The 14,154-nt window shown below is 59.3% G+C and carries 13 protein-coding genes and 1 pseudogene; 9 read left to right on the forward strand and 5 right to left on the reverse strand.

The window, feature by feature from the left end:
- Positions 1-226: 226 nt before the first annotated feature.
- From groL to ASD60_RS08505, 4 genes are all read right to left on the reverse strand, one after another.
- Positions 227-1,873 carry a chaperonin GroEL gene (groL, locus tag ASD60_RS08490; RefSeq protein ID WP_056853585.1) on the reverse strand — a complete coding sequence of 549 codons (1,647 nt, stop codon included), beginning with the start codon at positions 1,871-1,873 and terminating at the stop codon, positions 227-229.
- Between the two features lie 49 nt (positions 1,874-1,922).
- The gene (locus tag ASD60_RS08495) at positions 1,923-2,216 is read right to left on the reverse strand and encodes a co-chaperone GroES (RefSeq protein WP_034149036.1); all 294 of its coding nucleotides are present in this window, start codon (positions 2,214-2,216) and stop codon (positions 1,923-1,925) included.
- A gap of 249 nt (positions 2,217-2,465) precedes the next feature.
- Positions 2,466-2,942 (reverse strand): FxsA family protein, encoded by a 477-nt coding sequence (locus ASD60_RS08500; protein ID WP_056853586.1) that lies wholly within the window; start codon positions 2,940-2,942, stop codon positions 2,466-2,468.
- A 66-nt stretch (positions 2,943-3,008) separates the two neighbouring features.
- Positions 3,009-3,740: a HugZ family pyridoxamine 5'-phosphate oxidase gene (locus ASD60_RS08505; RefSeq protein WP_056853587.1), complete on the reverse strand. Its 732-nt coding sequence runs from the start codon at positions 3,738-3,740 to the stop codon at positions 3,009-3,011.
- Between the two features lie 163 nt (positions 3,741-3,903).
- Between ASD60_RS08505 and ASD60_RS08510 the strand changes: the two genes are divergently transcribed.
- Complete coding sequence (locus ASD60_RS08510; protein ID WP_056853588.1) at positions 3,904-4,662, forward strand: SDR family oxidoreductase; 759 nt, start codon at positions 3,904-3,906, stop codon at positions 4,660-4,662.
- A gap of 129 nt (positions 4,663-4,791) precedes the next feature.
- Here the strand turns inward: ASD60_RS08510 and apbC are convergent, their stop codons facing one another.
- Positions 4,792-5,886 carry an iron-sulfur cluster carrier protein ApbC gene (gene apbC, locus ASD60_RS08515; protein ID WP_056853589.1) on the reverse strand — a complete coding sequence of 365 codons (1,095 nt, stop codon included), beginning with the start codon at positions 5,884-5,886 and terminating at the stop codon, positions 4,792-4,794.
- A gap of 1,389 nt (positions 5,887-7,275) precedes the next feature.
- Here apbC and metG point away from each other — a divergent pair.
- The 8 genes and pseudogenes from metG (at position 7,276) to ASD60_RS08555 (ending at position 14,141) form a co-directional block, all read left to right on the forward strand.
- A complete protein-coding gene (gene metG / locus ASD60_RS08520; RefSeq protein ID WP_056853590.1) occupies positions 7,276-9,327 on the forward strand; it encodes a methionine--tRNA ligase in 2,052 nt (683 codons plus the stop codon).
- Positions 9,328-9,451: 124 nt separating this feature from the next.
- Entirely contained in the window at positions 9,452-10,021 is a 570-nt protein-coding gene (locus ASD60_RS08525) for an electron transport complex protein RnfA (protein ID WP_056853591.1), read from the forward strand.
- Between the two features lie 17 nt (positions 10,022-10,038).
- Positions 10,039-10,413, forward strand: a pseudogene (rsxB, locus tag ASD60_RS29830) (electron transport complex subunit RsxB); the annotation flags it as partial.
- A 604-nt stretch (positions 10,414-11,017) separates the two neighbouring features.
- Positions 11,018-12,004: an RnfABCDGE type electron transport complex subunit D gene (locus ASD60_RS08535; RefSeq protein ID WP_056853593.1), complete on the forward strand. Its 987-nt coding sequence runs from the start codon at positions 11,018-11,020 to the stop codon at positions 12,002-12,004.
- Entirely contained in the window at positions 12,001-12,612 is a 612-nt protein-coding gene (locus ASD60_RS08540) for an RnfABCDGE type electron transport complex subunit G (RefSeq protein WP_056853594.1), read from the forward strand. Before ASD60_RS08535 ends, ASD60_RS08540 begins: the two co-directional genes overlap by 4 nt.
- The gene (locus tag ASD60_RS08545) at positions 12,605-13,192 is read left to right on the forward strand and encodes an Rnf-Nqr domain containing protein (protein ID WP_056853595.1); all 588 of its coding nucleotides are present in this window, start codon (positions 12,605-12,607) and stop codon (positions 13,190-13,192) included. The genes ASD60_RS08540 and ASD60_RS08545 overlap by 8 nt, the downstream gene beginning before the upstream one ends.
- A 24-nt stretch (positions 13,193-13,216) precedes the next feature.
- Complete coding sequence (gene nth, locus ASD60_RS08550) at positions 13,217-13,855, forward strand: endonuclease III (RefSeq protein WP_056853596.1); 639 nt, start codon at positions 13,217-13,219, stop codon at positions 13,853-13,855.
- 106 nt (positions 13,856-13,961) lie between these two features.
- Positions 13,962-14,141, forward strand: a complete 180-nt coding sequence (locus ASD60_RS08555; protein ID WP_056853597.1) for a PA3496 family putative envelope integrity protein — start codon at positions 13,962-13,964, stop codon at positions 14,139-14,141.
- Positions 14,142-14,154 lie beyond the last annotated feature (13 nt).

Genomic DNA, 14,154 nt, shown 5'->3' on the forward strand with positions numbered 1-14,154 from the left:
TGGGCGTGCATGCGTTCCGGAGAAGAATTTAATACGGCCAAGCTTTTTAGCGAAAAACATCTCGCGAAAGCTTGACCGTGAACAGAGTATCTACAGGTCCAATGAGTAACCGTAGGAGCGAGGCTTGCCCGCGAAGAGGTTGTCAACCGCAACACATTTTTCTGGGGCAACAAAAAACCCCGCCGGCTTTCGCAGGCGGGGTTTTTAGTACAGGGGTACGGCTGGCTTACATCATGCCGCCCATGCCGCCCATACCGCCCATGTCTGGCATACCGCCGCCAGCACCGCCGTCTTTCTTCGGTGCATCAGCAACAGCGGCTTCGGTGGTCAGGATCAGACCGCCGATCGAAGCTGCAGCTTGCAGGGCCGAACGGGTGACCTTGGTTGGGTCCAGGATGCCCATTTCGATCATGTCGCCGTATTCGCCAGTCGCAGCGTTGTAGCCGAAGCTGCCTTCGCCGTTCTTGACCTTGTCGACCACTACGCTCGGCTCGTCGCCGGAGTTGGCAACGATCTGGCGCAGCGGCGCTTCAACAGCGCGACGCAGTACAGCGATACCCACGTCCTGATCGGCGTTGTCGCCTTTCAGTTCGGTCAGTGCTTCCAGAGCACGGATCAGGGCCACGCCACCGCCAGGTACCACGCCTTCTTCAACGGCTGCACGGGTAGCGTGCAGGGCGTCTTCAACGCGGGCTTTCTTCTCTTTCATTTCAACTTCGGAACCAGCGCCAACCTTGATCACTGCAACGCCGCCAGACAGCTTGGCCAGACGCTCTTGCAGTTTTTCACGGTCGTAGTCCGAGGACGTTTCGGCAACCTGGGCACGGATCTGGTTGATGCGCGCTTCGATGTCGCCTTGTACGCCAGCACCGTCAACGATGATGGTGTTTTCCTTGGACAGGGTCACGCGCTTGGCGTTACCCAGGTGCTCCAGGGTGGTGCTTTCCAGGCTCAGGCCGATCTCTTCGGAGATAACGGTACCGCCGGTCAGAACGGCGATGTCCTGCAGCATGGCCTTGCGACGGTCGCCGAAGCCTGGAGCCTTGACGGCTGCGACTTTGACGATGCCACGCATGTTGTTCACAACCAGAGTCGCCAGGGCTTCGCCTTCAACGTCTTCGGCCACGATCAGCAGCGGACGGCCGGCTTTGGCAACGGCTTCCAGCACTGGCAGCATTTCGCGGATGTTCGAGATCTTTTTGTCGACCAGCAGGATCAGCGGGCCGTCCAGCTCAGCGACCATGGTCTCTGGCTTGTTGACGAAGTACGGGGACAGGTAGCCACGGTCGAACTGCATGCCTTCTACAACCGACAGTTCGTTTTCCAGGCCCGAGCCTTCTTCAACGGTGATCACGCCTTCTTTACCGACTTTTTCCATGGCTTCGGCAATGATGTCGCCGATGGAGTTGTCGGAGTTGGCGGAGATGGTGCCTACCTGAGCGATAGCCTTGGTGTCAGCGCATGGCTTGGACAGGGCCTTCAGCTCTTTGACGATCGCGATGGTCGCCTTGTCGATACCACGCTTCAGATCCATCGGGTTCATGCCGGCAGCGACGGCTTTCAGGCCTTCGTTGACGATCGACTGAGCCAGAACGGTGGCGGTGGTGGTGCCGTCGCCTGCGTCATCGTTGGCACGGGAGGCAACGTCTTTGACCAGCTGCGCGCCCATGTTCTCGAAACGGTCTTCCAGTTCGATTTCTTTGGCTACGGAAACGCCGTCCTTGGTGATGGTCGGAGCGCCGAAGCTCTTCTCGATGATCACGTTACGGCCTTTCGGGCCCAGGGTCGCTTTTACTGCGTCAGCCAGGACGTTGACACCGGTGAGCATTTTCTTGCGGGCGGAATCGCCGAATTTAACTTCTTTAGCAGCCATGATCGATATTCCTTAAATACTTTGTAGTAGCGGGAAAATGAGCGGGGAATCAGCCTTCGACAACAGCGAGGATTTCGTTCTCGCTCATTACCAGCAGGTCTTCGCCGTCGACTTTCACAGTGTTGCTGCCGGAGTAAGGACCGAACACAACCTTGTCGCCCACTTTCACGGACAGTGCACGCACTTCACCGTTATCCAGTACGCGGCCGGTGCCGACAGCGAGGATCTCGCCGCTGTTGGCTTTTTCAGCAGCCGAGCCTGGCAGGACGATACCGCCAGCGGTTTTCTTTTCTTCTTCGCTGCGACGGATGACGACGCGGTCATGCAGAGGACGAAGCTTCATTGTCGATCTCTCCTAATTGTGGTTTTCATCGGCCGGTGTAGTCCCGGCGGGTTTAACAAAGTCCGGCGGTGCCGGGTGCGGTTCGTCGAGCGAACCGCGGAAGTCTGTCTGGCGTGATCGCCAGAAACCTTGCGGTGACCGTTACATAAGGGCGTACAAGCTGATTACAAGGGCCGGCAGCGAAAAATTTTCATGTCGATGCCCCGCAAACGATCACGGCACCCGAAGGTGCCGTGTCGATAGATTGAATTACTTGGTATCGCGGTGTTCGAACTCGCCTTCGATCACGTTGGGCTCACGGCCCAGCGGTTCGCGTGGTGCGGGGCCGCCACGGGCCTGCAGGTCATCGGCAAACGCGCGTTGGCGAATCGCCTGTTCCTCGGCGCGCTGGCGCATTTTATTGGCCAGCAGACGACGACTGATCGGCAACAGCATGATCAGGCCGATCACATCGCTGATGAAGCCGGGCAGGATCAACAGGCCACCGGCCAGCGCCAGCATCAGACCTTCGAGCATGGTCTGGGCCGGTAGCTCACCGCGGTTCAGGCTTTCACGGGCACGCAGTGCGGTGGCCAGGCCGGCAATGCGCAGCACAAAAACACCGAACATCGAACCGAGTATTACCAGCAGCAGGGCCGGGAAAAACCCGATCGCCCCTGCCACCTTGACGAATACGAACAGCTCCAACACCGGGAACAGCAGAAAGAGCAACAAAAAAGGGCGCATCAAATGGTTCCTCAACGCAAGAATGCCTTGCCAGTTCACCTTAGATGACGTCGCCGTTTCGTGAATTCAAGCGTCGGCCACTTCATTTTTCGGCCAATGCTCAGCGTGGGCCAGGAAAACCAAGGCTTCGCGAACTTGTGTCGGCGTATTACATGGTGCCTGGAACGGTAGCCAGTAGAGGCTTTGACCGATGCGCAGGTGCATGCCCTCGCTGTCGATGCCGACCATTTGCGCCGGGGAAGTCTTTGGCAAACCGGCCAGTTCCACGTAATGGGCAATCGCTTTGGCGTGATCGGCGTTCATGTGCTCGACCATGCTGATTTCAGCCTTGCCGGCAAACGGGTTGGCCAGCGTCAGCTCATTGACCCAGTGGATCGCACCGAATCCACCGATGTAGCGATGACGGACCGGCGTCAGTACCCAGAAATCAAAATCATGGGCGGTGTGGTAGCTCTGCGATTCCGGAAAGTAGCGGTAATAGCGCTCGGCAGCGGCGTCAATGGCCGCGGCGTCTTCCAGCTGTCGGGCTTCGGCCAGGTAAGTCAGTCGACCGACGGCCTGTACATCTTCAGCGCCGCGTTCACCGACGAACAATGAACATTTCGGATCTTTTTGCAGATTGTGCGTGTGCTGCGCGATACGGCTGATCAGGATCAACGGTCGGCCATGCTCATCCAGGCAATACGGAACCACTGAGCCGAACGGAAAACCGGGCATTGCTTTGGAGTGCGTCGAGAGCACTCCACGGTATTCCTTGAGAAGCAATTCTCGTGCATGCTTAGCCGCTTCAACGCTCAATTTATGACTCCTTATATAGAATCCGTCAAAAAAACGGACGGGCTGCGCTGGAAAGTCCCAGCACGCCATCGGGCAATTCTCATGTGCAGCCAAGCCAGGTCAGGCGCAGATCGAGAGGCTATCTAGCAAGGAAACCACTCAGACCTGCTACCGGGGCATGCGAATGCAACTCACTGACAAAGTAATCATTATCACGGGCGGTTGCCAGGGTTTAGGCCGTTCCATGGCCGAGTATTTCGCCGGCAAGGGCGCGAAGCTGGCATTGGTCGACCTGAACCAGGAAAAACTCGATGACGCGGTCGCCGCCTGCAAAGCCAAAGGCGTCGAAGCTCGCGCTTACTTGTGCAATGTGGCCAACGAAGAACAAGTTACGCACATGGTTGCCCAGGTCGCCGAAGACTTCGGTGCGATCCATGGCCTGATCAACAACGCCGGCATCCTGCGCGACGGCCTGCTGCTCAAGGTCAAGGACGGCGAAATGACCAAAATGAGCCTGGCGCAGTGGCAGGCAGTGATCGACGTCAACCTGACCGGTGTATTCCTGTGCACCCGTGAAGTTGCGGCGAAAATGGTTGAGCTGAACAACAATGGCGCGATTATCAATATCTCGTCGATTTCCCGCGCTGGCAACATCGGCCAGACCAACTACTCTGCCGCCAAGGCCGGCGTCGCTGCGGCCACCGTGACCTGGGCCAAGGAACTGGCGCGCTACGGCATTCGCGTGGCCGGCATTGCACCGGGCTTCATCGAAACCGAAATGACTTTGGGCATGAAGCCTGAAGCGCTGGAGAAGATGACTGCCGGGATTCCGCTCAAGCGCATGGGCAGGCCGGAAGAAATCGCCCATTCCGCGGCGTACATTTTCGAGAACGACTACTACACCGGGCGGATTCTGGAGATGGATGGCGGGTTGCGGATCTAAGCCCAGACATGAAAAACACTGTGGGAGCCAGCCTGCTGGCGATTGCGGTGGTTCAGCCAACATGGTTGGTGAATCTGAATCCGCTATCGCCAGCAGGCTGGCTCCCACAGTTGATTGTGTTTCAGGCCATCAATCGTCGCTGATGCTGATGTTCGGCATCGCTGGCGTCAACGCTTCCTGCAACACGATCCGCGCACCGACGTGGCGGGCCAGTTCCTGATAAACCAGTGCTATCGGACTGTCCGGCTCGGCGATCACTGTTGGCTTGCCACCATCGGCCTGTTCGCGGATGGCCATCGCCAGCGGCAACGAAGCCAGCAGTTCGACGCCGTACTGATTGGCCAGTTTCACCCCGCCGCCCTCACCGAACAGATGCTCGGCATGCCCACAGTTCGAGCAGATGTGCACGGCCATGTTTTCCACCACGCCCAGCACCGGAATGTTGACCTTGCGGAACATTTCGACGCCCTTGCGAGCGTCCAGCAATGCCAGGTCCTGCGGGGTGGTGACGATGACGGCGCCGGCCACCGGGACTTTCTGCGCCAGGGTCAGCTGGATGTCGCCGGTGCCTGGCGGCATGTCGATGACCAGGTAATCCAGATCGCCCCAGGCAGTCTGGGTGACCAGTTGCAGCAAGGCACCGGAAACCATCGGTCCGCGCCAGACCATTGGCGTGTTGTCGTCGGTGAGGAAGGCCATGGACATGACTTCGACGCCGTGGGACTGGATCGGTACGAACCACTTCTGATCTTTGATCTGCGGGCGGGTGCCTTCGGCGATGCCGAACATGATGCCCTGGCTCGGACCGTAGATGTCGGCGTCTAGAATCCCGACCTTGGCGCCTTCGCGGGCGAGGGCCAGTGCCAGGTTGGCCGCGGTGGTGGATTTGCCCACGCCACCCTTGCCTGACGCCACGGCCACGACGTTTTTCACGTTGGCCAGCCCCGGGATCTGCGCCTGAGCCTTGTGCGCGGCAATCACGCTGGTGATGTCGACTTTTGCATTCGACACGCCATCGAGGCCTTGAATAGCCATTTCCAGCATCTGCGCCCAGCCACTCTTGAACAGACCGGCGGCGTAACCCAATTCGAGCTGGACGCTGACGCGGTCGCCCTGAATGTCGATGTTGCGCACGCACCCGGCGCTGACCGGGTCCTGGTTCAGATAAGGGTCGGTGTATTGGCGAAGGACGGCTTCCACCGCTGCGCGATTGACGGCGCTCATGGGCAACTCCGATAACAAGGCTGGAAAATCAGGCAGGTATCCTAACCGTTCTAGCTCAAGGACGGCATGCCCACTGATGATTTGTGGCAAACACATCCCTGTGGGGAGGGAGCTATTTGTGGCAAACACTTCCCTGTGGCGAGGAAGCTATTTGTGGCAAATATATCCCTGTGGCGAGGGAGCTTGCTCCCGCTCGGCTGCGCAGCAGTCGCAATCAGGTTGACGCGATCCTCCTGACAGCGCCGTGTTGCAGGGTTCGGGGCGGCTTCGCCACCCAGCGGGAGCAAGCTCCCTCGCCACNCAGCAGTCGCAATCAGGTTGACGCGATCCTCCTGACAGCGCCGTGTTGCAGGGTTCGGGGCGGCTTCGCCACCCAGCGGGAGCAAGCTCCCTCGCCACCAAAGCACTTTCCTGCTCAAACTGCCTGTTCACAGGTTTGAGCATCAGCTCAAAGACGGCATGCCCACTGATGATTTGTGGCAAACACATCCCTGTGGGGAGGAAGCTATTTGTGGCAAACACATCCCTGTGGCGAGGGAGCTTGCTCCCGCTCGGCTGCGCAGCAGTCGCAATCAGGTTGACGCGATCCTCCTGACAGCGCCGTGTTGCAGGGTTCGGGGCGGCTTCGCCACCCAGCGGGAGCAAGCTCCCTCGCCACNGGAGCTTGCTCCCGCTCGGCTGCGCAGCAGTCGCAATCAGGTTGACGCGATCCTCCTGACAGCGCCGTGTTGCAGGGTTCGGGGCGGCTTCGCCACCCAGCGGGAGCAAGCTCCCTCGCCACAACAGCCCTTTCCTGCTCAAACTGCCTGTTCACAGGTTTGAGCATCAGCTCAAGGACGGCATGCCCACTGATGATTTGTGGCAAACACACCCCTGTGGGGAGGGAGCTATTTGTGCCTGTGGCGAGGGAGCTTGCTCCCGCTCGGCTGCGCAGCAGTCGCAATCGGCTTGACGCGATCCTCCTGACAGCGCCGTGTAGCAGGGTTCGGGGCGGCTTCGCCACCCAGCGGGAGCAAGCTCCCTCGCCACCAAAGCACTTTCCTGCCCAAACTGCCTGTTCACAGGTTTGAGCATCAGCTCAAGGACGGCATGCCCACTGATGATTTGTGGCAAACACATCCCTGTGGGGAGGGAGCTTGCTCCCGTTCGGCTGCGCAGCAGTCGCAATCAGGTTGACGCGATCCTCCTGACAGCGCCGTGTAGCAGGGTTCGGGGCGGCTTCGCCCCCCAGCGGGAGCAAGCTCCCTCGCCACAACAGCCCTTTCTTCTTCAAACTGCCCGGACTCGGGTTTGAGCATCCGATGCAACCGGATACAGGTGCACAGGGTGAAAATTATGCGCTGGCGCTTTATAGTGGCCGACCTCCGTTTCATCAAGTAGCCGAGCCCCATGTCCGAGCCACGCAAGATCCTCGTCACCAGCGCCCTGCCCTATGCCAATGGTTCGATCCACCTTGGCCATATGCTGGAATACATCCAGACCGATATGTGGGTGCGCTTCCAGAAGCACCGCGGCAACCAATGCATTTATGTCTGCGCTGACGACGCCCACGGTTCGGCGATCATGCTGCGCGCAGAAAAAGAAGGCATCACCCCGGAACAACTGATCGCCAATGTCCAGGCTGAACACAGCGCCGACTTTGCCGACTTCCTGGTGGACTTCGACAACTTCCACTCCACTCACGCCGAAGAAAACCGTGAGCTGTCGAGCCAGATCTACCTCAAGCTGCGCGACGCCGGGCACATTGCCCAACGCTCGATCACGCAGTACTTCGACCCGGAAAAGAAAATGTTCCTGGCCGATCGCTTCATCAAGGGCACCTGCCCGAAATGCGGCACCGAAGACCAGTACGGCGACAACTGCGAAAAATGCGGCGCCACCTACGCGCCCACCGACCTGAAGGATCCGAAGTCGGCGATCTCTGGCGCCACGCCGGTGCTCAAGGACTCCCAGCACTTCTTCTTCAAGCTGCCGGACTTCCAGGAAATGCTGCAAGCCTGGACCCGCAGCGGCACCCTGCAAGACGCCGTGGCGAACAAGATTGCCGAATGGCTGGATGCCGGCCTGCAGCAGTGGGACATTTCCCGCGATGCGCCGTATTTCGGTTTTGAAATCCCGGGCGAGCCGGGCAAGTATTTCTATGTGTGGCTGGACGCGCCAATCGGCTACATGGCGAGCTTCAAGAACCTGTGCAACCGCACGCCGGAGCTGGACTTCGATGCGTTCTGGGGCAAGGACTCCACCGCCGAGCTGTACCACTTCATCGGCAAGGACATCGTCAACTTCCACGCCCTGTTCTGGCCAGCCATGCTCGAAGGCGCCGGCTACCGCAAGCCGACCGGCATCAACGTGCACGGCTACCTGACCGTCAACGGCCAGAAAATGTCCAAGTCCCGCGGCACCTTCATCAAGGCCCGGACCTACCTGGATCACCTGTCGCCGGAATACCTGCGCTACTACTACGCGGCCAAACTGGGCCGTGGCGTCGACGACCTCGACCTGAACCTCGAAGACTTCGTGCAGAAGGTCAACTCCGACCTGGTCGGCAAAGTCGTCAACATCGCCAGCCGTTGCGCCGGTTTTATCCACAAGGGCAATGCCGGCCTGATGGTCGACACCAACGCTGCGCCAGAGTTGACCGAAGCCTTCCTGGCCGCCGCGCCAAGCATCGCCGACGCCTATGAAGCCCGCGATTTCGCCCGCGCCATGCGCGAGATCATGGGCCTGGCCGATCGCGCCAACGCCTGGATTGCCGACAAGGCACCGTGGTCGCTGAACAAACAGGAAGGCAAACAGGATGAAGTCCAGGCGATCTGCGCCACCGGCGTCAATCTGTTCCGCCAACTGGTGATCTTCCTCAAGCCTGTGCTGCCGTTGCTGGCCGCCGATGCCGAGGCGTTCCTCAACGTCGCACCGCTGACCTGGAACGACCACGCAACCTTGCTCGCCAACCATCAGTTGAACGAGTTCAAGCCGTTGATGACCCGGATCGACCCGGTGAAAGTGCAAGCCATGACCGACGCTTCGAAAGAAGACCTGACCGCCAGCCAGACCGACACCGGCGAAGCCGCACCTGCCGGCAACGGCGAACTGGCCAAAGACCCGCTGTCGCCAGAAATCGACTTCGACACCTTCGCCGCAGTCGATCTGCGCGTGGCGCTGATCGTCAAGGCCGAACACGTGGAAGGCGCCGACAAGCTGTTGCGCCTGACCCTTGATATCGGTGACGAGCAACGCAACGTGTTCTCCGGGATCAAGAGTGCCTACCCGGATCCGTCCAAGCTCGATGGTCGCCTGACCATGATGATCGCCAACCTCAAGCCACGGAAAATGAAGTTCGGCATCTCCGAAGGCATGGTGATGGCGGCCGGCCCTGGCGGTGAAGAAATCTACCTGCTCAGCCCGGACAGTGGCGCCAAGCCAGGTCAGCGCATCAAGTAGATTTTGCGCTGAATCGATCCCACAGTCGTGCCTGGCGCGGCTGTGGGATTTTCATGTCTGGCCCATACTATCCATCAGGTGTGGCTTCACCTACAGGGTTATCCGGCAGCGGATATGGACAATCATGACCGATACGCTTTTGACGCTCTTCAGTGCAGCCTTGATCAACAACCTCGTGTTGCACTGGCCGCTGGGCGTCGATCCGCTGTTGGGCAGCAAGCGCCGGCAGGTCCATGCGCTCGGCATCGCGACGACATGCCTGATGTTGATGGCAGGCGTAGTCGGCTATGCACTGTACCGCTGGCTACTGGTGCCACTGGATCTGGCAGCCCTGCGCCTGTTCGTCTTTCTGCCACTGAGCGTCCTGCTGATCGCCCCCCTGCTCAAACTGCTTGCGCGGTTGATGCCCAAGCTTTCGTTCGAAGGCCTGTGGTTGCTACTGGCAGGCAATGCCGGCGTCCTGGGAGTGACATTGTTCAATGCTCAGGACGACAACGGTCTTTTCCATGCCACGGCATTGAGCCTGGGTTGCGGTCTGGGTTTCTGGCTGGTGCTGAGTCTTTTCAACGATTTGCGCCAGCGCACATTCGATAACGATGTTCCACTGCCCTTTCGCGGCTTGCCGATCGACCTGATCGGTGCCGGCTTGATAGCAGTGGCTTTTCTCGGATTCAGCGGACTGATCAAAACATGAGTCTGATTCAACGCATCGACGCCCTCCTGCCGCAAACTCAATGCGGCAAGTGCGGCCACCCAGGATGCAAACCTTACGCCGAGGGCATCGCCGCCGGCGAGCCGATCAACAAGTGCCCCCCGGGTGGCAGCGAAACCATCAATGCCCTGGCCCAACTGCTGAACGTGCCGGTATTGGAACTGGACGTCAGCCGAGGTTCAGCCCCGGCGCAGATCGCCTACATTCGCGAAGCCGAATGCATTGGCTGCACCAAGTGCATCCAGGCCTGCCCCGTCGATGCCATCGTCGGCGCGGCAAAACTGATGCACACGGTGATCATCGACGAATGCACCGGTTGCGATCTCTGCGTGGCGCCATGCCCGGTCGATTGCATCGAGATGCGTCCGCTGCCGATGGAGACCGTTGTGCCGATTGTCGGCGGTCTGGCATTCAGTCTTGACGATCAACGAGCCCGTGCCGAGAAGCGCAGTCATGCACGACGCCGGTTCGAACAGCGCAACGCCCGTTTGCAACGCGAAGAACAACAGAAGGCAGCCGAGCGCCAGGCTCGCTTGCAGCGAACGCCGCAGCCCGTTGAAGCCGCACTCGATCCAGTGCAAGCCGCCCTTGAACGCGTCCGCGCGCAAAAAACGGCGAATGCCGATGCGGCGCTGAAAAAAGCCAAGATCGACGTCGCGATGAGCCGGGCACAATTGCACAAGTCGCTGAAGGCTTTCGGCCATCCGCCCACCTTTGAACAGCAGTCGCAACTCGTCGTCCTGCAGCAGCAGTTCGAAGCAGCCGAACGTACGTTGACGCAACTGGAAAGCGATGCGCCGCCGGTTGCTGTGCCGCGTCCGGCAGCGGCGACAAACGATGCCGAGTTGAAACGGGCAAAAATCCAGCTGGCCATGCGCCGCGCCGAACTTAAAAAAGCCCAGACCAGCGAAGCCTCCGCCGAACAGATCGAAGCCCTGCAGCGTGCCCTCAACGAGGCCGAACGCCAGGTGGAAGCCTATGCCGTCTCTTGAGTCAGTTGACGATCGCTTGCAGCAGGCCATGAAACTGGTGCTGCTGGCCACCCTGCCCGGAGCACTGATGATGTTCTGGCTGTACGGTTGGGGCGTGTTGATCAATCTGATATTGGCCGGCATCGCTGCATTGTCGGTCGAAGCGGCCATGTTGCACCTGCGCAAGCGACCACTCGGGGCCAGCTTGAGCGACGGCAGCGCGTTGGTCAGCGCAACCCTGTTGGCGTTGGCCCTGCCACCCTATTGTCCGTGGTGGCTGACCGTCAGTGCCGCCGCGTTCGCGATGGTATTGGGCAAGCACTTGTATGGCGGTGTCGGATCGAACCCGTTCAATCCGGCGATGCTGGGTGTTGCTCTGGTGCTGGTGACATTCCCGCAACAGATGACCCATTGGCCGTCATCCCACGGCATGGACCTGTCGAGTGCTTTACAACAGGTGTTTGGCTTTGGACAGGCACCGGATGCGTGGGTCCGGGCCACGGCACTGGACAGTCTGCGGATCAACAAAAGCCTGACAATGGATGAACTGTTTTCGGCGAACCCGGCGTTTGGTCACTTCGGCGGCCGCGGTGTGGAGTGGGTGAACCTGGCATTCCTCGCCGGTGGCGCATTTTTGCTGCAACGTAAAGTGTTCAGTTGGCATGCGCCGGTCGGGATGCTGGCAAGTCTGTTCGTCATCAGTCTGTTGTGCTGGAACGGCTCGGGCTCTGACTCCCACGGTTCACCGCTGTTTCACCTGCTCACCGGTGCAACCATGTTGGGGGCATTCTTCATCGTTACGGAACCGGTATCTGGCGCCAAAAGCCCCATAGCCCGCCTGTTGTTTGGCGCCGGGGTCGGGCTGTTGACGTACCTGATTCGTACCTGGGGCGGCTACCCGGACGGCGTGGCCTTCGCCGTGCTTTTGATGAACCTCTGCGTTCCGGCGCTGGAGAGGTTTGCAGTCGCTCGTCAGGAGCAGAGCGCATCATGAATCGTGCGTCGAGCGTTGCGATCCTGGTTTTACTGGGCGCGTTTGGCATAGGCCTGAGTTATCTCGCGCAGCTCAACAGTGCGCCGCGCATCGCCTCCGAGCAGCGCTTGATCGACAGTCGCAACCTGCTGGATCTGCTACCCCCTGCCAGCTACGACAATCAGCCGCTGGAACAGCCGCTCACACTCCAGGACACCGCGTTGGGCAACAGTACCCTTATGGCCGGGTACCGAGCGACCAAGGCCGGTCAACCGTACGCTGTGTTGCTGCGCAGCCAGACCCTGGGTTACGCGGGCGCTATCGACCTGCTGATTGCCATTGACGCCAACGCAAGGCTGATCGGCGTCAAAACACTCAAACAAGCGGAAACCCCGGGGCTCGGCGCACGAATCGCCGACTGGCCCAACGCCTGGCTCCAATCGTTTACCGGCAAGTCTCGTTTTGATCCTGACGACAAGGGCTGGGCCTTGAAAAAGGATCTCGGGCAGTTCGATCAAATGGCGGGGGCGACCATTACCTCACGAGCAGTGATCAACGCCACCCACGACGCGCTGCGTTATTTTGATGAGCATCGGCAACAACTGCTCGGGAGCGCCGGCCATGAGTAAAACATCGTTGCTGCCGTGCTCATTGATGCTCGCACCGCTCATTGGCGTTACCGGCTCACTGGCGAGCGCATTGGGCCTGTGGTTGATGTTCGTTGTCGTGATCAGCGCGTTTGGCCTTGGCATGAACATCTTGCGACCACGCTTGCTCCCGGCAACGCATTTGTGGGCAAGCGTGCTGCTTTCGGCCACGCTCACCAGTTGCGCGGAACTCGGCGCACAAGTCTGGTCGCTGCAATGGCATCATCAAATAGGGATCTATGCGGCGCTGCTTGCTTTGCAATGTGTCGTGCTGGAACACAACGGATTCTTTCAGAGCACCTGGCGAGACCGCCTGCGCCTGTATGGGCTGTTCGGCGCCCTGATGGTCGGCCTCGGGCTGCTGCGCGAATTCATTGGTTACGGGACACTGGGTCATCACTTGTCGTGGTTGGTCGCTGCAACGCACGCGCAATGGCAAGGCTGGGGACTGACCACCGACGGTGGCTTACGCCTGGCTACGCTGGCTCCAGGCGGTTTTATTCTCCTGGGTCTGCTGATCGCCGCATGGCAAGCCTGGCATCGCCCGACACCTTCACACTGACGCCCTCGAGGACACGCACTGCCCATGAATGCTGCAAAACGTCTGGAAATATTCCGCAGGCTGCATGAAGACAACCCGGAACCAAAGACCGAACTGGCCTACTCCTCACCGTTCGAATTGCTGATCGCCGTTATTCTTTCGGCGCAATCGACCGACGTTGGAGTCAACAAGGCCACGGCAAAACTGTTTCCGGTCGCCAACACCCCTGCGGCTATTCATGCGTTGGGCGTTGAAGGACTGTCCGAATACATCAAGACTATCGGCCTGTTCAACAGCAAGGCAAAAAACGTCATCGAGACATGTCGGTTGCTGGTCGAGCGCCATGCAGGTGAAGTGCCGCAGACCCGAGAGGAACTGGAAGCCCTGCCCGGGGTTGGCCGCAAGACTGCCAACGTCGTGCTCAATACCGCATTCCGGCAGCTGACCATGGCGGTGGACACCCACATTTTCCGGGTCAGCAACCGCACCGGCATTGCACCTGGCAAGAATGTCGTCGAGGTCGAGCACAAATTGATGAAGTTCGTGCCCAAACAGTACCTGCTCGACTCACATCACTGGTTGATCCTGCATGGGCGCTATGTATGCCTGGCCCGCAAGCCGCGTTGTGGCAGTTGCCGTATCGAAGACCTGTGTGAATACAAGCACAAGACCTCGGACGATTGAGGCTCTATTAGAATTACCGATTCATCGATTGAAAAAATCTTTTTTACCCGCCAGGAGATTGTCGATATAAGGAGCCCCAAAGGCCTTCTTAGCCTGGAGTAACTACATGAGCACTGGCAAAGAGCAATTGGACGTAGAAGACGACTTCATCCCCGTTGAGGCTGACGATGCCGAGCCGGTGGTGGAAGTAGCCAAAACCAACCTGAGCAAACGCCGCACCATCGACAATCTGCTGGAGGAGCGCCGACTGCAAAAGCAATTGGCCGATTACGATTTTGACTTATGACATCTAAAAGCCT

The sequence above is a fragment of the Pseudomonas sp. Root562 genome (assembly GCF_001427125.1).
Lineage (GTDB): Bacteria > Pseudomonadota > Gammaproteobacteria > Pseudomonadales > Pseudomonadaceae > Aquipseudomonas.